At 41.8% G+C, this 26,779-nt stretch carries 15 protein-coding genes; 8 read left to right on the top strand and 7 right to left on the bottom strand.

Annotated features, from left to right (window positions below; genetic code table 11):
• Positions 1 to 50: 50 nt before the first annotated feature.
• Positions 51 to 221, bottom strand: coding sequence for a class I lanthipeptide (locus tag D7Z94_RS26245; RefSeq protein ID WP_211341855.1), 171 nt, complete (start codon positions 219 to 221; stop codon positions 51 to 53).
• Positions 222 to 523: 302 nt separating this feature from the next.
• Between D7Z94_RS26245 and glf the strand changes: the two genes are divergently transcribed.
• Positions 524 to 1,633 carry a UDP-galactopyranose mutase gene (gene glf, locus D7Z94_RS24260; protein ID WP_120714241.1) on the top strand — a complete coding sequence of 370 codons (1,110 nt, stop codon included), beginning with the start codon at positions 524 to 526 and terminating at the stop codon, positions 1,631 to 1,633.
• The gene (locus tag D7Z94_RS24255; protein WP_120714240.1) at positions 1,630 to 3,528 is read left to right on the top strand and encodes a glycosyltransferase family 2 protein; all 1,899 of its coding nucleotides are present in this window, start codon (positions 1,630 to 1,632) and stop codon (positions 3,526 to 3,528) included. Before glf ends, D7Z94_RS24255 begins: the two co-directional genes overlap by 4 nt.
• A gap of 128 nt (positions 3,529 to 3,656) precedes the next feature.
• Here the strand turns inward: D7Z94_RS24255 and D7Z94_RS24250 are convergent, their stop codons facing one another.
• The 4 genes from D7Z94_RS24250 to D7Z94_RS24235 form a co-directional block, all read right to left on the bottom strand.
• Positions 3,657 to 4,379 (bottom strand): carboxylesterase family protein, encoded by a 723-nt coding sequence (locus D7Z94_RS24250; RefSeq protein ID WP_245967298.1) that lies wholly within the window; start codon positions 4,377 to 4,379, stop codon positions 3,657 to 3,659.
• A gap of 19 nt (positions 4,380 to 4,398) precedes the next feature.
• Entirely contained in the window at positions 4,399 to 5,640 is a 1,242-nt protein-coding gene (locus tag D7Z94_RS24245) for an FG-GAP repeat domain-containing protein (RefSeq protein ID WP_120714238.1), read from the bottom strand.
• Between the two features lie 11 nt (positions 5,641 to 5,651).
• A complete protein-coding gene (locus D7Z94_RS24240) occupies positions 5,652 to 7,814 on the bottom strand; it encodes an FG-GAP repeat domain-containing protein (protein ID WP_120714237.1) in 2,163 nt (720 codons plus the stop codon).
• A gap of 323 nt (positions 7,815 to 8,137) precedes the next feature.
• Positions 8,138 to 16,708, bottom strand: coding sequence for a T9SS type B sorting domain-containing protein (locus tag D7Z94_RS24235; protein WP_120714236.1), 8,571 nt, complete (start codon positions 16,706 to 16,708; stop codon positions 8,138 to 8,140).
• A gap of 136 nt (positions 16,709 to 16,844) precedes the next feature.
• Between D7Z94_RS24235 and D7Z94_RS24230 the strand changes: the two genes are divergently transcribed.
• Both D7Z94_RS24230 and D7Z94_RS24225 read left to right on the top strand, forming a co-directional pair.
• Entirely contained in the window at positions 16,845 to 17,969 is a 1,125-nt protein-coding gene (locus D7Z94_RS24230) for a PQQ-dependent sugar dehydrogenase (RefSeq protein WP_120714235.1), read from the top strand.
• A gap of 59 nt (positions 17,970 to 18,028) precedes the next feature.
• Positions 18,029 to 18,433, top strand: coding sequence for a c-type cytochrome (locus D7Z94_RS24225; protein WP_245967297.1), 405 nt, complete (start codon positions 18,029 to 18,031; stop codon positions 18,431 to 18,433).
• Positions 18,434 to 18,487: 54 nt separating this feature from the next.
• On the opposite strand, the gene D7Z94_RS24220 is transcribed toward D7Z94_RS24225, so the two are convergent.
• Together D7Z94_RS24220 and D7Z94_RS24215 are read right to left on the bottom strand one after the other, a co-directional pair.
• Positions 18,488 to 19,297: an N-acetylmuramic acid 6-phosphate etherase gene (locus D7Z94_RS24220; RefSeq protein WP_120714234.1), complete on the bottom strand. Its 810-nt coding sequence runs from the start codon at positions 19,295 to 19,297 to the stop codon at positions 18,488 to 18,490.
• A 3-nt stretch (positions 19,298 to 19,300) separates the two neighbouring features.
• Positions 19,301 to 20,050: a DeoR/GlpR family DNA-binding transcription regulator gene (locus D7Z94_RS24215; protein WP_120714233.1), complete on the bottom strand. Its 750-nt coding sequence runs from the start codon at positions 20,048 to 20,050 to the stop codon at positions 19,301 to 19,303.
• Positions 20,051 to 20,335: 285 nt separating this feature from the next.
• On the opposite strand from D7Z94_RS24215, the gene nagB reads away from it, so the two are divergent.
• The 4 genes from nagB (at position 20,336) to D7Z94_RS24195 (ending at position 26,770) form a co-directional block, all read left to right on the top strand.
• The gene (gene nagB / locus D7Z94_RS24210) at positions 20,336 to 22,258 is read left to right on the top strand and encodes a glucosamine-6-phosphate deaminase (protein ID WP_120714232.1); all 1,923 of its coding nucleotides are present in this window, start codon (positions 20,336 to 20,338) and stop codon (positions 22,256 to 22,258) included.
• A gap of 139 nt (positions 22,259 to 22,397) precedes the next feature.
• Positions 22,398 to 23,921, top strand: coding sequence for a glycoside hydrolase family 10 protein (locus D7Z94_RS24205; RefSeq protein WP_120714231.1), 1,524 nt, complete (start codon positions 22,398 to 22,400; stop codon positions 23,919 to 23,921).
• Complete coding sequence (locus D7Z94_RS24200; RefSeq protein ID WP_211341854.1) at positions 23,905 to 25,176, top strand: MFS transporter; 1,272 nt, start codon at positions 23,905 to 23,907, stop codon at positions 25,174 to 25,176. Before D7Z94_RS24205 ends, D7Z94_RS24200 begins: the two co-directional genes overlap by 17 nt.
• A complete protein-coding gene (locus D7Z94_RS24195; protein WP_120714384.1) occupies positions 25,169 to 26,770 on the top strand; it encodes a glycoside hydrolase family 3 protein in 1,602 nt (533 codons plus the stop codon). The genes D7Z94_RS24200 and D7Z94_RS24195 overlap by 8 nt, the downstream gene beginning before the upstream one ends.
• The last annotated feature ends 9 nt before the right edge of the window (positions 26,771 to 26,779 follow it).

Here is a 26,779-nt window from a genome sequence, read left to right as displayed (position 1 = left end):
TTTACAATCAACCACTGGGAGCACTTTACCACCAGGTTAATTATGGGTCTTTAGCAATCACATTTTGAGAAATCCGTACAGTCGTGGGTTGGTCCACAGTTACAGGTTGGACAATTGAACGTATTACAATAACCTCCTTGAATTTGCCGTTGAGATGACCTATTCAACTCACTCACTTTCTTCTTGTTTAAACTCAACGAGAGCTCTTTCTTTTTTTTCATAATAGTATCTTTTAGGATTTAATATTACATTAAATATAAGTATTTACTTACATTTATTATGTAAGTAAAAAGTTAATTTATTGCTAATTTATATGATTTATGTAAGATTTTTATGAACGTCTCATCAAGTTTTGCACCGCAAATAATCAGGCCCGCTTTTTACAAAGACCTATTTTTTATTGATTCAATTAACTTATTAAAGGTATTTCATAAAATGAAACCGCTTTAGTCGAAAACAAGTATAAGAAGTTGGACTAAATGTTGTATTTTAGTATATTTTATGTAAGTTTTATATTACTGTAATGCTAAAAAATATACTAATTGTTGGTGCGGGATTCTCCGGGGCGGTAATCGCTGAAAGGCTATCAAAAACAAAAAAATACAATATTGTCGTTATGGATAAAAGATGCCATATAGGCGGCAATTGCCATACCGAAGTGGACCCGGAAACCAAGATTCTTGTGCACAAATATGGCCCGCACATTTTCAATACAAATAATTTAGATGTTTGGAATTATATACGGACGTTCGGTACGTTTAACAACTTTACCAATCGGATCAAGGTAAATAGCCGTGGCACAATATACTCCTTCCCTATAAACCTACATACCATTAACCAGTTTTTCAATGTTTCTCTTTCCCCGTCCGAGGCCGCTCAATTCATTGATCAAAAAAGAGACAAATCGATTATCGAAGCCAGAAACTTTGAGGAACAAGCCTTGGGCATGATCGGTAGAGATTTGTATGAGGCCTTTATTTACGGTTACACCAAGAAACAATGGGGATGTGACCCCGAACGACTTCCAGCGAGCATTTTAAAAAGATTGCCAGTCCGATTCAACTACAACGATAATTACTACGATAAGATATATCAGGGAATACCCCAAAAAGGATATTCCAATATAATAGAAAACATGCTGGATGACAAGAGTATTCGCGTATTGACCGATACACCATTCGATTCCTCCTTCGATGTATCATCCTTTGATCATGTTTTCTACACTGGGTCAATCGATAGTTTCTTTGACTATAAATACGGAAAATTAGGTTACCGGACCGTCACTTTTGAAGAAGAAAGAACGATTGGGGATTATCAAGGAAACGCCGTAATCAATTATGCCGACCTTGATGTTCCCTATACACGGATTCATGAACATAAACACTTTTCTCAAAAGACCAATTTCAAAAAGACCATTTATTTTAGGGAATTTAGCAAGGAAACCGAAATACACGATGAACCCTATTATCCCAAAAGATTGAAAGACGATAAGGAGGCCCTGGAAAAGTATCAAAAGGATATTGAAAAAAAACAAAACTTCACCTTCCTGGGTCGTTTGGGCACTTACAGGTATATGGATATGGAACTGGTCATTAGCGAGGCCTTAAGGATTTCAAGGAACTTTAAAATATGAAGAAAGAAATAAGTAACGCATATAACGGCATTACGGTAATCATGCCAACCTATAATCAGTCGTCATTTATTGCCGGAGCGATTAAAAGTCTTCAATTACAGACTTTTGAAAAATGGGAACTTCTCATTATCAATGATGGTTCTACTGATAATACCGATCAAGTCATCCACCCTTTTTTAAAAGAAAATAGGATTAAATGCTTTACAAACCCAGAAAACAAAGGACTTGGCGCTTGTTTAAATATAGGTATTGAAAACGCTTCATACTCCTTAATAGGATATTTGCCTTCCGATGACTTGTATTACAAAGATCACTTAAATTCACTCTTTTTGACATTGAAAAAAAATCCAAAAGCAATTTTGGCATGTTCCGGTCTAAAATACTATTCTATAAATACCGATAAAAATAGTATAAGTAAGTTTTCCGAAACCCACGCGGAGAATTTCTATGTCCAACCTGTTCAGGTAGTACATAAAAAAACTCCTGATCGTTGGTCCGATAGAAATCAAATGGTAACCAGTGACCTCTTCGAAATGTTTTGGAAGAAAATTGAAACCCAAGGAGAATGTATTCCAACAAAACAAATTACCTGTGAATGGACTTTTCATGCAAATCAAAGACATAAGAAGATAATGAGCAGTTATGGTGGGAGCATCTATAAATTCAAAGCTTTCTATAACGTAAACCAACCTATTCGATTTCATGATGAATCTACTGGGGAGGTGATAGATGAAAAAAAAGATTTCAGGCCATCTCAAATCATTAAACGAAAATTCTCTGAATCCTCCCTAAAAATACTATTGGTGGGTGAATTGTCATATAATGCCGACCGTATCTGTGCCTTTGAGGATCGAGGACACAAGCTATATGGGCTTTGGATAGAAGAACCCAACCATTACAATGCCATTGGCCCCTTCCCTTTTGGCAATATCGAGGATATTCCCATAAGAGTGTGGAAGAAAAAGGTGAATGAAATACAACCTGATATTATCTATGCTCTCTTAAACTTTCAGGCCGTTCCATTGGCCTATGAAGTTTTGTCCGAAAATACGGAAATACCTTTTATATGGCACTTCAAGGAAGGCCCTTTTTACTGTCGTAGCTCGGGGTTGTGGGAAAAACTAATTCATTTATTGAATCATTCGGACGGACAAATTTTTATTAACCGGGAAACAAGGGAATGGTACACCCAATACATGTTGGGAAAAAGCAAGGATACGAGTTATATTTTGGATGGCGATTTACCGAGTCAGATTTTTTTTTCGGAAGAACGATCAGAATTGCTCTCGGACCAAGACGGGGAGATTCATACGCTATCCTCTGGACGATTGATTGGGCTAGAACCAGAACATTTTAAGGAAATGGCCGATCAAAATATTCATTTACATTTTTATGGCAACAGATATCAAATGGCCTATAGCGATTGGATAAAAGAGGCAAAGGAATTGGCTCCTAACTATTTGCATCTTCACCCCAACTGTTTTCCTGAGAATTGGGTTCAAGAATTCTCCAAATATGATGCCGGATGGCTGCATGTTTTCAAAAGCAGAAATGAGGGAGAAACCGCCAGAGTATCTTGGGACGATTTGAACTACCCTGCTCGAATGTCTACCCTTGCCGCCGCCGGAGTCCCTATGATTCAAAGGGATAATAAAGGTCATATTGCTGCAACTCAATCTTTAATAAGAAAATTGGACTGTGGGGTGTTCTTTAAAGAATTTAGAGATTTGGGGAGCATACTTCGAAACAAAGATAGAATGCAAGAAATCAGGGAAAATATGTGGAAGAAAAGAGATCAATTTTCTTTTGACTATCATGTAGAAGATTTATTGTCCTTCTTTAGAAAAGTAATTGAATCGAAAAAGAGTCGTAACGAATCGACCATAACATATTAAAATAGCCATTAGTCTGCTATGAGTTCGATGGAGGAAATCGGGTTTTTACGTAATGAAAAAGCTTCAAAACAACAATAAATTATACACCCCAAGTAAGGATTACTAAAAAGTAGAAACACTTTTTAAAACTATTGGTCCTTTCGATCTTGCTCCATAAACCAATCGTACAACTCTTCCGTACTATAAGCCTGAATCCATGAATTATGGCCTACCCCTGGATAACGGGTAAACCGGATATCGTATCCCATTTTTTTCAAGGCCTTGACCATGTTCTCCGATTCCGATATAGGAATGGATTTATCTTCCTCTCCATGAAATACCCATATGGGCATTTTTCTATCTATCCAGGAAGCATAGGGCACCGGGGTCATTCCACATACAACGGCCATTGCTGCAAATTTCTTAGGATATTGTACCGCCATTTCCCAAGCGGCACCCCCACCCCGGCTTAACCCGGTTAAATAGATACGGTTTCTATCCACCCGGTTGTTGCCCACAATGGAATCTAGCAATTGATTGACGGCCCGGACATTCCACCATTTTCTTTTATGAGGATTTTGGGGTGCCAATATTAAAAACGGAAACTGCTTTCCTTCCACAATTAGCTTCGGAGGCCCATTCTTTTTTAAGGTCTGTAGACTATCACCAGATTCACCACCACCATGAAGAAACAACAATAATGGAAACTCTTTATTGGGATTGGATTCATAACCTTTGGGGTAATAAAGATAGTAGCTTAATTTCTCCTTGGTTACGATCTCTTGTTCCGAATCTATTAAAAGTGATTTGGACTGGGCCGTGCAATTCTGAAAGCACAACAAACTCAAAACTAAATAAATGCTCTTGTTCAAAACAATCTCTTTGCCGAGTTCAATTTATCAGATTTTCCAAAACAAAAAAGTCCGTTGCCTCATGATCCGGATATCGAAAGATGTCCATATCACCATCCCCATCATAATCAACTGCTTGGCCATTGTATATGCCATTGGTCTCAATTATCATTTTTTCATAATTGGCATAATCACCTTCGTTAATAAAAATAGAAACATCAAAATTCGTTTTGTTCAAATTTACGGCTCTGCCCTTATTGATACCGGCCATGACGTCAAAATCCCCGTCCAGATCAAAGTCATACACCTGTAGCGTATGACATGCCGGAATGCTATCGGCAATGGTTATGTTATTCCAGGAATCACCCAACTTTTGGTAGACCGCCAAGGGATAGCCTGCCCGTTCGGAATGTCCCATATAGATTTCGGATTGTCCATCGCCATCTATATCCCGAATAAAAGTTTTCGTCCCATTTCTGGACCAGTCCCCTTCTTGATTGTTCCATTGTTCATCCAAATTTTCTTCTACCCAAGGTTTTGTCAAATCCGAGCCCGGGTTATAATAAATCATCCCTGTCGCTACAATATCAGGATACCTGTCATTGTTCAAATCCCCCACATCCATACCCTCATGGAGTACTTCATTCTCTATATATTGCACCTTTTGCCAAGTATCGCTGTCTACTTGTTTAAAAATACTCAAGGTATGTTCATCAAACGTAAGAAGTGCGATATCCAACTTGCCATCGGTATCAAAATCAGCAAAGCTTACATCTTTTATGGCATCCGGCACAGTACCAATGGTATGTGGTTTCCAAGTACCATTATCACTTTCATACCAAAAAATTTCGGCTGTGGCACCCGCATCCGCCCATTCACCAGGATGTTTTACCGCAAACACATCCGTATCCCCATCACCGTCTATATCGGCAGCCTCTAAATCACCGCTTGCAAAAAGTCCTCCGGTGGGAGGTTTTTCGGCAATAATATTTAATTCCCAGAGGCCATCCTCTTTCTGTCCTTTGTAGTAGCCCAAATAACCTCCTCCTGAGTTATTATTTATGAAAAGTAAATCGGCAATACCATCCCCGGATATATCGGCCGGGGTATGTGCCCACCAGTACTTGGCGCTGTCCACAATTTTACGCTGTTTAAATGCCAGTTCCTTTTTTGTTTCCGATTCGGTGACAGCTTCCTTCCTTTTTTCTTGCCTACATGATTGGAAAATTCCGGTAATTATTAAAAATCCCGCTAGGAAAACATGGGTGATACCTCTCTTCATTAGCTCTCTGTTTAACGATTATGTTCTTTGATCAATTCGTTTATGTATTCTGAGATTTTTTGGTGACTCCCTTTGTCTGCAGCGGCAAAGTCCTGCATCCCAATGATGAACGAGTTTTTTCCCTCCAACAATGGTGTGGTATTTTCACCACGACCAAAACCAAAGACCGTCATTCCGTCCTTGCTCTTCGCACCTTCCGCGGTATTACCAAGATACGACATCATATCCATATGCTCGTCCTCATCGATCTGCGCCACAAAAAAAGCGGTGTCCAACCCTTCCTTATTAAAGTAGGCCCAACGAAAGTTATTGAAATTAATATCTCCCTTATAAAAATCGGGGATTTCAGAATTTGGTCCGGAAACATCTGTTCCATAGATGGAAATTTCCGGTATAAATGATCCTCCCGGTGTTCCTTCGTACAAAAACCAATAGGGTGTGTTATCCGTTATTAAAACCTCCAAAACGGCGTAGTTCTCAAAAAAAGTCCATTCCCATTCCCATAACCCACTTTTTGTCCTTGTCCTAATTTTGTTTTCCGATACCACTTCCGAAATACATTTATTATGCCCAGGGTGACCTGCCCCTTTATCTTTCTCCGATTTGAACACCAGATTGGGCAACCCCCTGAAAGCGGATGCTGCGGAAGCAGGGTATTGATCCCAGGGTTCTCTTCTGTAACTTACCCAATCATTCCCATAAGCATCCAATATTCTGGAGAATCCTCCTCCAGCTCTATCAAAATAATATGTGGCACCTTTTGTATGTACAATGAAATGTGGTCTACTTTCATACATACTTTGTGATATACCAACATTGTTCTTGACTTGATTTAGGAGATTATAGTTATCCTTATAACCATCTTTCTGAAACGAGTTCTCATTACTGGCGTAATCCAATTTTCCATCGGCATGCTGTAATTTTCCGTAATCTCCCAGGCTATCCGGAACTCTTTGATATTCCTTGGGCAACATTCCCGATTTAGAGGATTTTACGGCATCGTTTCTCCAAACATGCATATATCTGTGCTGGTCCCAACCTGCTCCTATGATGTCCAAATCGCCATCATTGTCCAAGTCCACAAATTGGGTCCCCAAATGATTTTCCTTTCCAGTATCGATTACGGTCTTGGAAAAATTTCCCTTTCCATCATTTTTCCACAATTGTAATTCCAGGTTTTCACCCTTATGTTCTGCAGTGAGTAAATCAATATCCCCATCTTGATCCAGGTCTGTAATATCCAAATTGTTGATGGAGTATTGGGTAACAATCCTGTTGCGCTCCCAATTCATTGAATCCTGTTGTGCAAACCACCAAAAATTGGCATCAGGCTCCAATCCAGGATAGCGTTCCTCCGTTATAACGATATCCGTCTTCCCATCTCCATTTAGGTCAGCTATTTCCACTCTGTCTATGGGATGTTCACTCCGACCCACTATAGTCTCTTTCCATAGTGTTTCAATATTTCCCGGATTTTCATACCAAACCAAAATTTTTGGTTCATCTTCACCATCCGGTCTTCGGCCGGCAGCTATGTCCAAGTCTCCATCTCCATCTATATCTCCTACTCCTATACCTTCATCCGAAGTATTTTCACAAATCATGTTCACTTTCCAATCTATGGCATCGGCATTGGCCTCAGGTATTGAAATGGCATAAATATTTCCATTCCCAGCAATCACAAATTCGGAACGTCCCGTAGTAACCAGATTTGCTTTTTCAAAACCTTGACTATTTACATGGCTCGTAGCAGGTACCTGCCCGATCAAACGTCTTTTATATCGCGTTCCTTCGGTATCAATTGCTTCATACCAATACAGATCAGGCAAAGCCATAGCTATGATATCTCCATAGGGGTCGCCATCAACATCTATATAAAGAATGGCATCTACATTATCATCTAAAACTGTTCGTTTCCAATGCCCCTCCATTCCCTTGCCAGGATTATGATATATATACCTTCCGGATACAATATCAAGATTACCGTCATTGTTTACATCCCCAGCATCCAATCCGAAGTACCGTAACCAATTGGGTTCGTTCCAATCGCCCCACTTTTGTTTTGTACTATCTATTTGGATATAAGTCCATCCATCGAGAATATCTTGCTGGGCCAAGGAGCTCGTAGCAATAATGAAAGTATAAAGGATTAAAATGTACTTTTTAATTTTCATTGGATGGATTCTAATTATGTTACCTTATGTCTTGAGTACTATTTAATCTATATTCTCCCAAAATCGGTGGGAACGTCTTTGCTTATAGAAGGTATTTAAAAAAAAGTATCACAATATCCTATTGAACAAACTCTAGGGATACGGCCAAATACGCCTTATCATTTTTGAACTATTCCGAAAGTTCAAAAAAATGAAAATACTAAAAACTACCTTGGAAGCTTGATATCATTTTATCAAATAAGATACAGAAAAATAAGAATAAAAAAAGGCGGACATTTTTGAAATGTCCGCCTATAGTTAGATTATCGCTTTACCAGAAAATATTATCTGTATAACGTAAAGTGTCCCACATATCGTGTACTTCTGGCATCATTTTGATTTACCACATACCAGTAATCCCCTGTTGGAAGTTCACTGCCCTCATAGGTGCCGTCCCAATTTTTTACTTGATCCAGAATAGCTACCACCCGGCCATATCTATCATAAATCTTGACTTCAATATTAGGGAAGAATTCCCGTCCATTGATTACCCAGAGGTCATTGTTGTTATCCCCATCCGGTGTAAAGAAGTTCGGGATTTCCAACATCCCTGTAAACAAGAATGGAATAGGAACTACGGCCACACAACCATTTTGATCTACCACTCGTACTTCTACAGTGCCGCTTACATTGGTCCTATATATGTTTTCCGTTCCGTATGATTCACCATCGAAAAAGAACTCATATCCGCCAAAACCTCCTTCCGCAGTGGCGGTAATTTCATCGGGTCCAGTTTTTACTGCAGTAAGCGTTAATGGATTATAGGCATCGATGCTGAACTCAACAAAATTGGTACAGCCATTCTCATGATAGATATAGACGGTATGATCTCCAGGGGGTAAATCGCCCCATGTTCTTGCGGCATCAGCTTGGGTAATATCATCTACGTCCAAGGCAAACAATAACCTTGGCAACAAGCTGTTATCCTGCATTTCTACGGTGGCGGTACTATTGGGAAAAATACCCTCACAGCCATATTGCACTATTGGTTCTGCGGTAAGATCCACTCCAATACCAATAGTAAACACGTCCGAAGTATCACACCCATTGGCATCCTGAATGTATAAAGCATACGAAGCACCACCTTGAAGGTTTTGGATGATTCCCCCATCATACGGTGCAAATACCCCGGTACCTGTTTCATTTACAGGGTCTATCATTTCAATCTTGTATTCAAAATAAGGTGTTGGACTTATCAAAGGATCATTAAAGGGTGTACCTCCAACAATATTGAACACTACGGTACCGTCATTGGCCCCGATACAGAGTTCAGGTGTGGTCTGTAAATTACTTATCTGTAGGGTCGGCGGTTCTATTACGGATATGACATCCTTCTCAAAACAACCATTTTCATCCTGAATCAAAATCTCATAATCCCCTACTGCCAATTCATCGAACGTATATATACCAGGAGTAGCTGGATCACTAAAGAATTCATTGAAATTTGGCTCTATGGCAAATTGTATCAGACCTACCCCACCACTGGTTACTTCAATAGTAATGGTTCCATCTTCCTCACCGCTACAGGTAACCGGTGTAGAATCTGCCGTAAATAGTATAGGTTCCGGTCTAACAATTTCAAATGGACCTGCTATGTCGCTACAACTAGCTCCACTGGTTACTGCAATATAATAATCCGTACCTTCGGGTAGACCTTCAAAAGTACCGTTTGCCTGCGGCCCTCTAAATAAAGTTGACGTAGCCGCTGGACTAAAGGCATCTTGGGGATCGCCATTGTACAAATAGAACAAATCGTTACCCACTCCGCCGTTGACAAACGATTCTATCCTACCGTCCAATTCAGAAGCACAGGAAATATCGTCCGGTAAATTAGGCAATAACGTAATACCCGTAGCATCGGTCATGGTAATTCCATTAGAGCGGACGGCCAAACAAGTATTGGCCGCATTCTTTTTACGCACGTCAAATTGATAGGTGATTCCGGCGTCCCCGGGAAAACGCTGTGAAGTACCTGTCATATCTTGATAAGGACCGACTACGACACCATTTTCCACAGGTTGAAATTCATATGTAAATAAGGGGTCGGGATTTTCTATCCTTAATTCTATTTCTCCTTGGCCGCCACAACCCGGCACTCTGGTCTGTACCAACCTAGGTTCTACTGGTGGAGGTGGGCTTACAAAATAGGGAGGTGTCACAAAAATACAATCATAACTGGAAGATACCTCAATAGCGTACCAACCACCACTAATGAAACCACCGCTGGCCCCAATAAAAGTAGGGGAACTCTGTAAACCACTTGTAGAGACTATGTCCGTATTATCATTACTGTTCAAATACAATAACCTATAGTTGTATCCGGCACCAGCTACACCGCCAGTTGCCCCCGCAATAGCCGTAGAAGCATCCCCGGTGCTGGGGTCATAAGCCTCCAAAATAGCATTATTACCGTTAGGGCACACCAGGGCCTGAGGTTCTCGGATACCTGCATCGATTTGCGGAACAATAGGTAGATTGATGTCGAAAGTATCCGTACAATTTTCGACGTCTTGTATTTCTACTCTATAATCGCCACTGGACAGGTTTTGAAAATCACTATTGGCAGAAAAAGGCTCTACCTCTTGATAGCCGGAACCGTCATCTCGTAATAATCGATATTGGTAAGGAGAGGAATCCCAACCTCCGGTCCCTGTAGCCTCTATTCTTCCGGTATTATCATTACAGCTCACGTTACCAATTTCTATAGCGGTAACATCCAAAGCACCGTTTGGTGTACGTATTGTGGCCGAATTACTATCCGAAGAACAGAAAGGCATGGCTATTGAAATTACTTCCACAAAGAAATTTCCACCGGGAAGTCCGGCAATGATTTCGGGATTATCGGCCGTATCTAAAGTTCCCGTAGCCAATATGGTAGTCTTACCCGGATCACTTCCACTGTATACGTTATAGGTATATTGTCCAGTATAGTCGGTCACTTCAATGGAAAGTTCTCCATCGCTTGCACCAAAACAGCTGATGGGTTTCGCCTCCGCGATAAGCACAGTGGGCTCAATAGGTTCATTTACCGTGTGCACAGGCATCGGGTAAGCACAACCTCCTATATTATCCTGAACCTCAAATAAATAATCTCCTGTTGCGGGCAGAAACACATCTACGAAATTATCTCCTGGTGTATTGGTCCATGGTCCAGCAGCAACGGCAGAAATTGCACTTACTGTAAAGTCCGTTGTCCCGATTACCTGAATTCTCACACGTTCATCATCCCTACAGTTTAAGGGGTCTATTTGAATTATTGAGGGAACTACCCCTGTAGGAGGATTAATAGGCGGCAGCGTAAACTCATGCCTACATCCATTGCCATCAATGGCATATACCGTAATATTTTGAACCGAACCGTTATCCACAATCTCAAAAGTAGGAGACGTTTGATAGTTGGAATGTCCAGTAATACTGTATTGATATCCACTTCCGACCGTCCCCGGGTCTACCACGGTAGTTGTTATAGTGGTGGAGCTAAAACGATTTGCGCCCGGTTCACATGCAAAGTCCGGAGCGTTTGCCGTTATGGAAAAAACGGGAGGTTCGTCTATTTGTATGTTTGGCGCCGTCACTGTACAATTTCGGTCAGAAAGGACTACTACATCGTAATTACCTGGCGCAAGTCCCGTAAAGGACCCTGAACCGTTCTGTTGTATAATGGGGGCTGTCGTCCCTGCATTATACAAGGTGTACTCTATGGGACCATCTGCATCGGTTCCAGGTGCCAATATGATATCAATGCTACCATCGTCGGCTCCGTTACAGGATATATCATTTTCCAAAACCGCGCCTATGGCAGGTACTATAGCCTCGTCCAAATTAATGTTATTCACGGTAAAGAAACAGAAGATAGAACCATCAAATACGATATTATCGGTTACCGTAACCTGATAGCTACCGGGCAGCATATTTGTGAAAACCGGATTATTGGTCTGGGAGATATTGACTCCACCGCCCAAATAATCGGTTCCTGTAAGATCGTAATCAAAGTCTCCACTTCCTCCAATTGTAGAAATGGTAATTACGCCATCCGCGGCATTACATGTGGAAAGTGTAGAAAATCCACCTGAAGCCGAGAGAAATTCATAAACGGTTGCAGTACCTTGACTTGTACAGCCATCCGCATCCACAACGTCCACTATATAGTCCCCCGGGGTGCTCACATTGAAGGTGTATTCATACAAGGTACCGCCACCATTCAATACGCCAAATTGGGTATCTCCTCCAAGGGTAAATCTCGGAGTGTCCACTGTAGATGGTACTTGTACAACGATGTCAAACGAGGTGGAAGTAACGTCGCATTGATTTTCTACTATAAACATAGGTGTAGGCAATGCAGGTGATAAGGGGATAATCTCCGCAATGGCGAAAGAAGTACATCCGCTTGAGTCCATAACATAAACATCATAGTTGCCCGCAGGCCCTGTAAATGTCGTAGCTGTGCCAAAATCACCCGGCGTCGGTGTAACCGTGACCGGCATAAAGGCAAATGTGTATGGACCTCCGGCCCCACCACTTCCTTGCACCGTAATTGCGCCATCCGCATTACAGTTGGCGGGGGTAAGGTTTAAAATATCAATGGACGGTAAATTTTGGTCAATAATAACTCCTGTAGCATCCGTACAATTATCCGTTAAATTGGTCACTATAATTTGATAGTCCCCTGGAAGTTGTAAAGTGTTGTCCACAAAGGGATCAGCAACTGTGGTTACAGGGTTGTGGAGATCTATGCGAGTACCGTCGCCATTGTTTAACAATTCAATTCTCAAATCGTCTCCAATAGTAAACCCGGTAACCGTATATATAATCTCACCGTTGCGGTTTACATCACAAAATCCTGGGGTTGAGGTTGCTGTAACATCCAAAGGAGTTGGACCTTCAACTGGTGGTATTTCAACTAAATATACACAATTGGTACCTAAATCAGTTACCTCTACCGTATATGTAACCCCGTACTGTAATCCTGAAAAAGTATGCCTTCTTGGTGGAGAATTGGGCGTTACCGGTGGATTAGGATCATTTTCCAAACGAATTAGGAAATTGGGGCCGACACCTCCAATAATCTCCACTGTATTGCTAAAGCCACTGACATCACAAACTGGAACAACAGGGTCCGGTACCACATCCAGACTGGTCTGAACCACAGTTACCGTATCCGTATCCCTACATCCCAAAGCATCTATGGTTACAACAGTATAGATTCCTGGTGCCAAATTGCCAAAAGTTTCGCTGGTGCTGGATGTTGGGCCAATTCTAGATAGTTCAACCCCAAATTGATCCTGTAAAATATAGGTGAAGTCCGGGGTACCTCCGGCAACACTGGTCACCTGAATGCTTCCTTCCACAGTTCCCAATGAACAGGTTGCCAATGTTGGCGAAACACTTGCATCAGGCGGTGGAGTACCGTCCAGAGGAATAAGAACAGATGCAGGAAGCGTTTCACAGCCTCTGGCATCCCTTACAATATAAGGATACGTATTTCCGGCGATAAGGTTAGAGAAAGTGGTTTGAGACCCAAAAGGTCCGCCATCAAAACTAATTTCATATGGGGGAATTCCACTAGTGGCATCCGGGATTATGGTCACAATTCCATTATTGTTCTGCCCACAACTTGCCGGGGTAACATTAACGGTAGGTGGGTCAATGGAAACCGGTGGATCAAGTATTACAGGTACAGATGAGGCAGTACAAGCACTGTTCGAAGTATTGTTATCGGATACACGAAATATGTAGGTTCCCGGTGTGGTGGTATCGTATAAAAAATTATTGGATGCCAAAGGAATAGGTGCACCAAAACTTACGCCATTATCCGAACTGACTTCATATTGTTTCGGACCTGCTCCAGAGGTGTAACCTCCCGTAACCACTACCCTAATTTGACCCGGTGCCCCCCCACAAGGAATTTCTGTTTCAATGCTCGCATTTACTCTTAATTGCGGATTGATGGTCATACTAACGGTGTCGCTACAATTATTTCCATCTATTACCTCCACGGTATAATTGCCCGGAGCTATTCCCGTAAATACGGGGCTCGCTTGCAAGGGCCCACCATTTATTCTGTATTGATGACTGGCGCCCGGTGCAGATCCTACTGTGGATGTCACGGCAACCGTGGCTCCTGGACCCGGTACATAGCAAAAATCTGAAGCAGCAGGGTCTAATGCCAATGTTGGCGCATCTATCGGGGTGAGGTCAAATTCAAAGGTAGCCGTACAGCCTTCGGAATCTTCTACAATTAAAGTATAAACATCCAGTGGATCCAAAGTATCCGTACCTTGGCCCAGGTTTCCAAAAGTCGGTCCGGATTTTGGTCCTATTGTGGTAGCACCTCCCGGATATATCAAGGTATACCTATTACTACCCCATCCACCCGAAGGGTTGGCCACTACCCGCCCCAAGTTATTGTTGGCGCAGCTCATGGGTGTAATAGTACCTGTCAAGGTCAACAAGCTAGATTCCTGTATATCAAAGGAGGCCGTATCCGTACAACCCGTATCCACATCGGTTACGGTAATCGTATAGGTTCCAGCGCCAGAGGGTGGTAGAATAACCTCTCCGCCGTTCTGTGGTCCTCCTGTAAAGAGTCCACCATTAATATCATAGGTATAGTTATTGCTAAAACCGTCAATCAAGAAGGTGCCAGAACCATCGGTAGCACCATTACATACCCTTAAGTCTCCTCCTGATTTTACTCGGGCCCGAATAGAGCTTATTAGGGCTGGACTAAATCCTTCTTGATAAATACAATTATTGGCATCCGTAATTTGAAAGATGTATGAAGTTGTTGTACTTAAACCGACAAAGGTATCGCTAGCCCCATTATCCAATGTTATTGGACTTATTATGGAATAATTTATTATGGGAGCGTTGCTTGTAGGAACCAATTGAACGTCCGAAGTGCTTGTGGTACAGTTGCTATTACTTTGTACAAAATCCAGATCTGTAGGAGGATCCACATCCAAAATAGTTATCGGGGTAAGCTCTAAACGACATCCCCCCCCATCTTCAATAATAGGGGTATAGGTACCAGGTACTAGACCCGGATAGGAAAGTGTAGCTGAAAAATTCAATCCATCTATACTGAACACATAACCGCTTCCGGAACCTCCAGAAAATGGGCCGACAAAATCGATTTGTCCTCCATTAGTGCCCCCTGAACCATCACATGTACGATCCGAAATTTTGGTCGCCGAACCCACAATTGGGCCTACACCGGTCACTGTAATGCTGTCCGGTGTCCCGTCATCATCCGAATCAATGTCCAAAATACAATCAAATGTACCTTGTTGATAACGTACTTGAGGACTATATGTCCCATCAGGAACCGATAAAACAGGATTGGTCTCCCAAGGATCGCCTGCATCCGCCCTAAAGGATAGATTATACCCATTGGCATCAATAACGTTTATATTTATCCGATTTCCACCATTGGTACAGTCACCATCCACTCCGGTAGCCGTGATATCAGGAGGGTCTAATTCTGCAACATTGGCGGAGGCGTTTATGGTACATCCGTTGCTATCGGTAATAACAAAGTCATAAGTACCCGCTGTACTAACCCTAAATTCAGTTTGGGAATTGTAAGGATAGGGTACTGGGGTAGGCGCAGGTGCAATTCCATTCACCGTAAAGGTATATGGGGGTGAACCTCCGGTTGTACGGACAATAATCGGGATATCCGCAGGGCTACAGCTAGGGTCTGTATTGAAACTTTCATTTACTTCAGTGGAGGCATCCAATGGCGTGAGTCCATTACCAATAACTATAGGATTACCTCCCGTGTCCAAACTCTGTCTTGGTGGATCAATACCATTTAACGGATCGCCGGTACATTGCTGGGTTTCTACCTGTACGATATAGGTACCAAAACCTACGGCAGAAAACGTATAGGGATTGTCCGGTATAAAGGCCGTAAACTCTTGAGCTACACCACTCGAATTGAGCAAGGTATATTTGAAGGGGCCAGGAACATTGTTGGCCGTTACCGTTATGGTACCCGTATCCCCTGCACAAAGGGCATCGGTAAAGGTTACATCGATATCAATATCCAATTGGTCAATAGTGATGGGTTGGTATGGATATTCACATGTATTTGGAGTATTTCTTAATCGAGCCTTTACAATGTAGGTCCCAGGGGTTAAGTTATCAAAAATAGGCCCTTGCCATGGTCCGAACCCACTTCCGTTGTCTATACTGAATTCATAGGCACTGGAAAGATTGGTCACCTGAATTCTTCCCGGCACACCACAGATAAAGTCGTTTTTTACAAAGGCTTGGGTAATGGTACTTTTCTTTACCTTGAAATAATAGCTGGTACCATCGGCAACCACCCTAAACTCTGCCCCTGTTGTTGCCGGAATACTACTTGCCGTCAAATTGAAGGTAGCTCCTGTACCTACTTGAGTATAACATCCCGTATTGGTATTTGGACAATCTTCGTTAATATCCGGTGAACATCCTCCATTTAGGATTTGCCAGGAAACAGAGCCCGGACTTCCGGACAGTGATATTATTCTATCGTCAGAATCCCCACAAAGGTTGAACCTGGCTACGGTTAATCCATTGGTACTACAGCCCACTTCCTCATCCGCCCCTTGGATAATAGTCATAAACATAGGAGGAGCAACTAATTCCCCAGAATTGACATTTTTGGAATTGTAGGAGTCGGAAGTCTTAAGTGTAGAGGTTTTTATCTCGGAATCCCCTGTCTCTGGAGCAGGTTTTTCCAATACGGAGACAACATCACTTATAAAACTATAAACTTTTGTATTTGCTATGGCCGATGTACATACTATTGACAGCGCTATCAATAGTAGGGCATACAGGGTATGCCGTGGTTTTCTTGGGAGCATAGGTTAAGTACAGTTTTGGCAAGAATATGCGTGATTTGGGATCAGAATATTCTTTGGTGTAATTGTTTAAACTTATATTTTCTATTTATCTTTAGACAAAATTGTTACCTTATAATATTTCTTTTAACGTCAAATTATGAAAAATAGTATCGTATACCTGTATTTAATCGTTATAACGCTTAATTTTTCTTGCGCTCAGGATGCTGAAAATCAGGTAAATGACCCTTCCGAAATCCCCTTTACGGCAGAACTTTTAATCGATGGGCTACAGATTCCATGGGGCATGGCATTCCTTCCTGACGGTGGTATGCTGGTGACTGAAAAATCCGGGGAAATAATTCATTTTAAGGATGGAAAAAAGACGGAAATAAAAAACGTCCCAGAGGTCTATCAAAGGGGCCAAGGCGGACTATTGGACATAGAACTTCATCCCGATTATGAAAATAATGGATGGCTATATATCACCTATTCTTCCGAAGAAGGCGAAGATAAGGGAGGGAATACCGCATTGATTAGGTCCAAACTGAGTGATAATGCATTGACCGAAATTGAACTATTATACAAGGCAGGCCCAAATACTACTAAAGGGCAACATTTTGGCTCCCGAATCGCTTTCGATAACGAGGGATATCTTTATTTTTCGGTAGGTGACCGTGGCAACCGCGATGTAAATCCGCAGGATATTAAGAGGGATGGAGGTAAAATCTATCGCTTAAACGATGATGGAAGTATCCCGAACGACAACCCTTTTGTAAACACTGATGGCGCCAAAACAGCAGTTTTTAGTTATGGCCATAGAAACCCGCAAGGCTTGGTCAGGCATCCTGAAACGGGGCAGATTTGGGATAATGAACACGGGCCAAAAGGAGGTGATGAAATCAATACGCTCAAAAAAGGGGCCAACTACGGATGGCCGGTAATAACCTACGGCATAAACTACAGTGGTACTCCAATTACGGATAAAACCGAGATGAAGGGTATGGAACAGCCTGTACATTATTGGGTACCCAGCATAGGGCCTAGCGGTATGGCTTTTGTTACTACGGATAACTATGGAAGTTGGAAAGGGAGTGTTTTGGTAGGTTCCTTGGCCTTCCAATATTTGGAACGATTGGAACTCAACGGCAATAAGGTAGTAAATCGAGAAAAATTAATGGCGGATATAGGCCGTGTTCGGGATGTAAAGCAAGGACCGGACGGGTTGATATATGTTTCCGTTGAGGGTAAGGGAATTTACAAACTGGTGCCTAAGGGTAGTTGATGCTATTCTTATTTTTTAGATAACACTTTTTAGATGTTTAACACCATACCCTTGTTTTCGTGAAATTTTTTCTTTTTATATATTTCGCCACCATTACTGGGCTTGCGATTCTTTTTTTTCAAGATAAAGAGCTGGAAGAAAGTATACAACGGGGGAGTGAAATCTATCAAGACTTTTGTATTACCTGTCACCAAGGAACAGGTGAAGGTGTTGCCAATACTTTCCCACCCTTGGCCGGTTCGGATTACTTATTGACCTACCGGGAAGAAAGCATCCGTGGAATTAAATATGGACAACAGGGCGAACTTATGGTCAATGGTGTTACTTACAACAACACAATGCCGCCAATGGGATTGGAAGAAGAAGAAATTGCCGATGTCATGAATTTTATCCTCAATTCATGGGGCAATGCTTCGGATGAAATGGTTACCCCAACGGAAGTTGAGCTGATTTCAGAGGACTAGTGTAGCACGGCCACTAAGGCCCATAACGATCTATATCTTTAAAAAATCTTTCTTTTAGCTCTCCTCCTCCAACGCCTTTTTTACAGAACCATATTTTTCTAGTAATTCTTTAGCCTTGTCGTAGTCAACTCCTAATCCTTCGGAAACGTATCTGGTACCTCGGTCCACCAACTTGTTGTTACTGAGTTGCATATTTACCATCTTGTTTCCTTTTACCCTTCCAATTTTTATCATCAAAGCAGTTGAAATCATATTCAGGACCAATTTTTGGGATGTACCGCTTTTCATTCGTGTACTTCCCGTAACAAATTCAGGACCCACATTCATTTCAATGGGAATATCAGCTTCTACTGCCAAAGGCGAACCTGGATTATTGGTTATTCCTGCCGTTATGAGACCATTGGCCCGTGCATCCAGGATACCGCCTATAACATAGGGCGTGGTGCCCGAGGCAGCAATACCAACTACAACATCATTCTCGTTAATATCATAGGCCATGAGATCTTTCCAAGCTAGTTGGGTATCATCTTCGGCATGTTCCACTGATTTTCTAATGGCTACATCGCCCCCGGCAATTAGACCAATGACCCGTGTATGGGACATTCCATAGGTTGGAGGAATCTCAGAAGCGTCTAAAATGCCCAATCTACCACTGGTTCCGGCACCAATGTAAAAGAGTCTGCCCCCCTTTAAAAATCTAACAGCCAGTTCGTCTACCAACTTTGTTATCTGGGGAATGGCCAAAGCAACTGCTTCGGCCACTTTTTGGTCCTCTTTGTTCATATTGGTAAGGATGGATGTTGTATCCATTTGTTCCAAGTGGTCGTAATTTGAAGGGGTCTCTGTAATTTTTTTGTAATCCATAGTTCAAAGTATGCGTAAATCGTGGTTTCTAAAAAGGTTCAAAAGATTGTTTTCAGGATCTAATTCCGTAATCATAGTATCAATAGCATTGATATCGCACGTTTTATAGCGATGTTGGGAATTTAGCTTTTCTGAAATGGATAAAAGTACCGTTTTTTTCGAGGACTTTATTACCGCTTTTTTGACTTGGACAATGTCCCAATCGAATTCGGTCAACCCATAAAATGAATCCACATAACCAGTCCCTATAAAACTATAATCCACCCGAATCTCCGATAAATTATGAATTGTACTGGGCCCCACTGAAATTTGGCCATCCTTGGAGATTTCACCACCAATGAAAATAACGGTAGTATTAGGTTTGGAAATCAATTCCATGGCCACAGGCAGACTAAAGGTAAAACAGGTCAACTGGAGCTTGGCCGGTATCAATCGCGCCAATTCCATACAAGTGGTTCCGCCATCGATGAAAATTACACCTCCATCCTTTAGTAGGGCGACCGCTTTCTCTGCAATTTTGATTTTACGATCAAGTGCATAGACATTTGTGCTTCGAGTACTGCTACCAATAAATCCCAAAGAAACAGCCCCACCATGGACCTTTCTTAGCTTATTTTCCGCGTCAAGTTCCTTAACGTCTCTTCGTACGGTATCGATGGAGACATCCAAAATTTCAGCTATATCGGTCAATTGCACTCTGTTGTGCAATTCCACTTCGTTCAATATAGTCCGTTGTCTTTCCTCTTTTAGCATAAAAAGCAGGTACGATTACATTTCAATTGCAAAGATAAGAAATAAAACTATATGCCGTTTTTTACTGTTTTTAGAGGTTATCAAGGTTAAAATATAGTAAATAAAGTATTAAATAATATTAATTATAGCAAAAAACAGCAAAAAAAATAGCAAAATACCGCAGAGATATATTTTATTTATTACCTTTGCGACAATATCAAAATCGCCTGCGAAATTGGGCTATCGTATGAAAAAGGGAAATGAAAAAAACGCGAATAAACAGACTTGAAAAAATCAGCTAAAACCATGATAGAAATCAAAAAAAAGGACATAACCTATAAACCAGCGGGTCAGTTCGAGGAAACACGTTTTGAAAAGATTCACAACGTGATTTTTGAAAGTTCCGACGAAGCTTCCGCGAAGGTAGCGGAGGAAATTGCTGAGTTGATTCGAAAAAAACAATCTAAAGGCAAAGCCTGTGTATTAGGGCTTGCAACGGGGTCTTCCCCGATCCGCGTTTATGATGAACTGGTCCGAATGCATCGAGAAGAAGGCTTAAGCTTTAAAAACGTAATTACCTTTAATTTGGACGAGTATTTGCCCATGGATAAGGAAAATAGGCAGAGCTATTTCCATTTCATGCACGAACAATTGTTTGACCATATAGACATATTGCCAGAAAATATCAACATTCCAGATGGAATGATATCCTCCGAAAGTACCAAAGAATACTGTTTGGCCTATGAACAGAAAATAAGAGAGGCCGGAGGCATTGATTTTCAATTGCTCGGCATCGGCCGAACAGGTCACGTAGGCTTCAACGAACCGGGTTCGCATTATAATTCCGGGACCCGGGTAATTACACTGGACCACATTACACGAGTGGATGCGGCCCCCGCATTTCTAGGTATCGATAATGTACCACGGAAGGCCATTACCATGGGAATTGCCACTGTTAGAAGCGCGCGAAGAATTGTGCTCTTGGCATGGGGCCAAAACAAAGCGGGTATTATAAAAAAAACCATTGAAGGAGAAATATCCCCTCAAGTTCCCGCAACCTATTTACAAGAGCACGAGAACTGCACGTTTGTTTTGGATAAAGCTGCGGGTAGCGAGCTCACTAGAAATAAGACACCTTGGCTAGTGGATGAGTCATTGGATTGGACAGACAATCTCACTGCCAAGGCGGTAGTCTGGTTGTGTAGTACTGTCGACAAATCAATCCTTCACCTTACGGATAAGGACTATAACGATAACGGCATGTCTGGCCTATTGGCCCAAGAGGACTCCTATGACCTGAACATACGTATGTTCAACCGGCTTCAGCATACTATTACCGGCTGGCCAGGGGGCAAACCTGATGCCGATGATACCAAAAGGCCTGAGCGGGCCAAGCCAGCTAAAAAAAGGGTCATCATCTTTAGCCCGCACCCCGATGACGATGTGATTTCCATGGGTGGGACCTTTGATCGATTGGTAGATCAGGGCCATGAGGTGCATGTAGCGTACCAGACTTCCGGCAACATTGCAGTTTCTGACAAGGATGCCTTACGATATGCCGAGATTTCCAAAAGAATATCATCCTCCCATGAGGCACAGACCATTATAGATACCATCAAGTCCAAGAAAGAAAGTAGCGTCGACTCTTTGGAAGTGAGAAATTTGAAAGGTAACATCAGAAGGGGTGAATCCTATGCTGCTACGCGTTATTTAGGCCTGGAAGACTCGAATGTCCATTTTTTAGATTTGCCGTTCTACGAGACGGGAACCATCAAAAAAAATAATTTATCCGAAGAGGATATTAAAATTATGATGGATATCATTAAGACTGTAGAGCCACACCAGATGTATGCGGCAGGGGACTTGGCCGATCCACATGGCACCCATAAAGTTTGTTTGGATGCGGTTTTCGAGGCTATGGCAAGACTAAAATCAGAGCCTTTCATGGAGGATTGCTGGTTATGGCTGTATCGGGGTGCTTGGCATGAATGGGATGTGGACCAAATAGAGATGGCCGTCCCTCTGAGTCCTGATCAAGTGCTCCGGAAACGTAACGCTATATTTTGTCATCAATCGCAGAAGGATGGTGTTATGTTCCAAGGCGAGGACTCCAGAGAGTTTTGGATGCGTGCGGAAGAACGCAATAAAGATACCGCTGCAAAATATAATGCCTTGGGTCTAGCGGATTATGCAGCCATGGAGGCCTTCGTCAGATATAAGCTAGAATAGGACTTGTAGACGTTAGGCCTAAAATTGTTTTTTGTCATTCCGGGTAAAGAGGGATTTCTTTACATGATTAGCCATTTGCAAAAATTCCCGACTATATTCGGAATGACAATTTTATGTATTAAATCTTTCGAAAACCATAATGCCAGGAAAACCATATTTTCTTCTAATTCTAGTATTGGCGACCTCCTGTAGTATCTTCAAACCCATCCCTAAACCTAAAAGGGAGTTCCGCGGTTTTTGGGTCGCAACCGTGGTCAATATAGACTGGCCCAAAAGCGGCAAGGATACCCTAGAAAAACAAAAGGCAGACTACTTGGACATTTTGGAATTTTACCAGAATATGTCCTTCAATGCTGCAATTGTACAAATTAGGGCAGCCGGTGATGCCTTTTATGATTCAGAGCACGCGCCTTGGTCTCGTTTTTTAACAGGCCAGGAAGGTAAAGCCCCCGGTACTGATATATTGGAATGGATGATAGACGAAACCCATAAACGGGGAATGGAATTTCACGCTTGGCTCAACCCATACCGTGCCACTTTTGATCTTAATACTGAAATCCTGAGTCCCATTCATGACTATTATTTGCATCCAGAATGGATGATTAAGTATGGCAAAAAGTTTTATTACGATCCAGGTTTGCCTCAAGTACGCAAACATTTGGTATCTATTATGGAAGAACTAATCACGAACTACGAAATTGATGCAATCCATTTTGATGATTATTTTTATCCCTACAAAGTTAAAGATGAAGTTTTTGGCGATTCCCTATCATATACCTCCAATCACCTTGCCAACCAATCAATGGAAGATTGGCGACGAAGTAACGTAGATTCCCTTGTTAAAAATGTTCACCGGTCCATAAAATCCAAAAAGCCTTGGGTGCAATTTGGTATAAGTCCTTTTGGGGTATGGAAAAACAATTCGACCGACCCTAAAGGCTCGGATACCAAGGCGGGACAAACCACTTACGATGACCTTTATGCAGATCCATTGCTTTGGATGGAAGAAGGCTGGATGGATTATCTGGTTCCCCAGGTGTATTGGAGCATGGATCTGCCAGTTGCATCACATCGCAAGATTGTAGATTGGTGGTCCCATAATACGAAAAACACAAACCTCTACATCGGAAATGGAACATACAAAATCCGAAATAATAGTGATTCCTCTTGGAATCGAAAGAAAGAACTACCCGATCAGTTGAAATTGGCACGTGAAAATGAGGCGGTTGAAGGAAACGTTTTTTTCAGTGCTAAAAGCCTGATGCAAAATAACTCGGACGTAGTTGAATATCTCAAAAAGAAATACTATAACTTGGATGCACTTACTCCAATTTCACCATGGGCAGATAGTACTCGCCAGGATAAAATAAGTATCGTTTCCGTTCTTAATGAGAAGGATGTCATACGGATAAGCCTGGATAACCCTGAAGTATATCCATATGCTTTGTGCTACGCTTCTGGGAAAAAAGTAAAATCGAATTATCCAATAAAAAAGTTGTTGGCCAAGATTTATCTAGGCACTAAAGACCAAATAGAAATCGACAAGAAATGGGTACGCGACAGAAAGCACATCGCGCTCACCTTTCTTGATAAATTTGGTAGGGAAAGCGAACCGATTGTCATACATTTAAACCAAACTGACCCGTATGATTCAAAAAGATAAAAGGGCCTGGGCCTGGGTACCCTTTTTATACTTCACCCAAGGCCTTCCCTATGTCATAGTGGTAACAGTATCTGTAATCATGTACAAGAAACTAGGCATTAGCAATGATGACATTGGCCTGTACACCAGTTTGTTGTATTTACCCTGGGTGCTAAAGCCTTTGTGGAGCCCGTTTGTTGATTTAAAGAGTACCAAACGAAATTGGTTTTTGGCCATGCAATTGGTCATCGCATTGGCACTTTTCGGTGTGGGCCTCAGTTTACCGACCAATTTGTTCTTTGTAACCACCTTAGCCTGTTTTTGGATGGCGGCCTTTGCCTCGGCCACCAATGATATTGCCTCGGACGGTTATTATATGATCGGACTTAGCGAAAAAAAACAGTCCTTTTTTGTAGGTATACGTAGTACTTTTTATCGGCTGGCCATGGTTACTGGCGAAGGACTTATCGTGATTCTGGCCGGTTTTTTGGAAAACCATTATGGGGACAATACCAAGGCATGGAGTATTACCATAACGGCAACTGCTTTCTTAATGCTGGCATTGACCGCTTCCAATTTTTTTGTTGCCCCTAAGTATGAATCTTCTTCTTCCATATCCCTTGACAAACCCAAAGGGTTTTTGGAAGTATTCACATCTTTTTTTAAAAAACCGAATATCGGCATTGCTTTGGCTTTTATACTCACCTATCGCTTGGGAGAGTCACAATTAGTAAAAATGGCCGCTCCCTTCTTACTGGATCCTCCGGAAAAAGGAGGTCTGGGATATTCAACCGAGTTACTCGGTACCATTTTCGGAACGGTTGGCGTAATAATGCTTTCTATAGGTGGAATTTTAGGCGGAATCCTTATTTCGCGAGATGGCTTAAAAAAATGGATGCTTCCTATGGTACTTTCGTTAAACGTTCCAAATATACTGTATGCCATTTTGGCCCAGACCCAAACCGATCATATTGTTGCCGTAACGGCCACTGTGGTGTTTGAGAAATTTGGTTATGGATTTGGTTTTGCAGCCTTCCTTATGTACCTCATCTATATAGCTGAAGGAAAATCCAAGACTTCCCATTATGCAATTGCAACCGGATTTATGGCACTGGGAATGATGCTTCCAGGAATGCTTAGTGGTTATATGCAGAGTTGGTTGGGATATGGTGGGTTCTTTATCTGGGTGGTCCTCGCGGCACTGCCCGCCCTATTTCTATTGCGATATATCAAATATCCTGCAGATTATGGCAAAAAAACGTCTGGAAATGAGTAAGACAAGCATCCAAAAATGGAGTTCCACACCATTCTCACAGGCCGAAAAAATCGGTCAGTTGTTTATGCCTGCAGCTTTCATCAACGATTCGGAAGTCGAAATTCAAAAATTGGAAAAGCTGATTAAGGAGCATGCCATCGGAGGACTTTGTTTTTTCCACAGCCGCGCCAGTGCGGCTACCAATTACGAAGGTAAAAAGGAAGTAATCTATAACAAACGTAGCTTTGATACCCTGAAGCGGCTTATCGATCGGTATCAAAATATAGCAAAATATCCCTTGCTCATTGCCATCGACGCAGAATGGGGGCTTGCCATGCGCATCGAGAATACTCCGCAATACCCATACGCCATTACGCTTGGCGCCATTCAGGATAATAACGATCTCATCTATGAAGTTGGACGAAATATAGCTCGGGATTGTAAAGCAGCAGGCATTCACTGGAATTTGGCCCCTGTAACAGACATAAACAACAATCCAGAAAATCCGGTAATTGGGTATCGCTCGTTTGGGGAGAACAAGGATTCGGTCTTGCAAAAGGCTCTTGCTTACATAAAGGGCTCACAGAGTGAGAGTGTGCTAACCAGTATAAAACATTTTCCAGGCCATGGGGATACCTCCGTTGATTCCCATTTAGGGCTGCCATTAATCGATAAATCGAAACAAGAACTTCTTGAAAATGAGTTGTACCCCTTTCAAAAATTAATTGATGAAGGAGTTGATTCGGTAATGGTGGGTCACCTATCCGTTCCGGCTTTGGCAAATGGCAAACGCATTTCCTCAAGCATATCCAAGGACATCATTAAAGGATTACTTCGGGAAGAAATGGGATTTGATGGAATTGTAATTTCGGATGCGCTAAATATGCATGCAGTTTCCAAAAACTACCCAAAAAAAGGAGAATTGGAATGGTTGGCCTTTGATGCAGGCAATGACGTCCTTTGTTTTGCGGAACATCCAAAAGAGGGAATCGAGACCATCCTAAAAAATGCTACTCACCATCAAATTGAAAAAAGTTTTGAACGTATCTGGGAACTTAAAAAGAAGGTTTTTGCAGTCCAAGAAATGGGTTCAAATTCAGAACTTGAAAACAACAATGAACTCAACACAAAATTGGCCAAGCAAAGTCTTACCCTTTTCAAAGGAACAAGAACTGAAATATCAAAATTCAAGGAGGAAGGTTTTTTAGGTGTTGAAATATCCCGTTCAACGGATAATTTATTTTTTAACGCTATTCAAAAAAGTAAACCATTTGATTCCCGGACTTTCTCCGAAGTCAGCCGGATGGATAGTTCAAAAACCATCGAAACCGAAGAGAATATCCTTTTGGCCCTGTTTCCACCTCAAATTAAGCCGGTCAACAAATTCGGGTTTACGGAGAAAGAACTTCAAATCGTAAACGAACTGATAACTACAAAAAACACCGTACTGTATTTATTTGGCAATCCATATGTTTTAAAACATATGAACTATGAAAATGCAAGTGCCGTAGTAATAGTCTATCAAGATTTAGAGCTGTTTCAAAACGTGGCCGCGCAACATTTTCTGGACAAAATACAAGCAAAGGGGAAACTCCCCATATCCGTCAAAAAGTAATTTTGGTAT

This window comes from Ulvibacterium marinum (assembly GCF_003626755.1).
GTDB classification, from domain to species: domain Bacteria; phylum Bacteroidota; class Bacteroidia; order Flavobacteriales; family Flavobacteriaceae; genus Ulvibacterium; species Ulvibacterium marinum.
The sequence above is the reverse complement of the archived record's forward strand: the minus strand, read 5'-3'. Positions and strand labels throughout refer to the sequence as shown.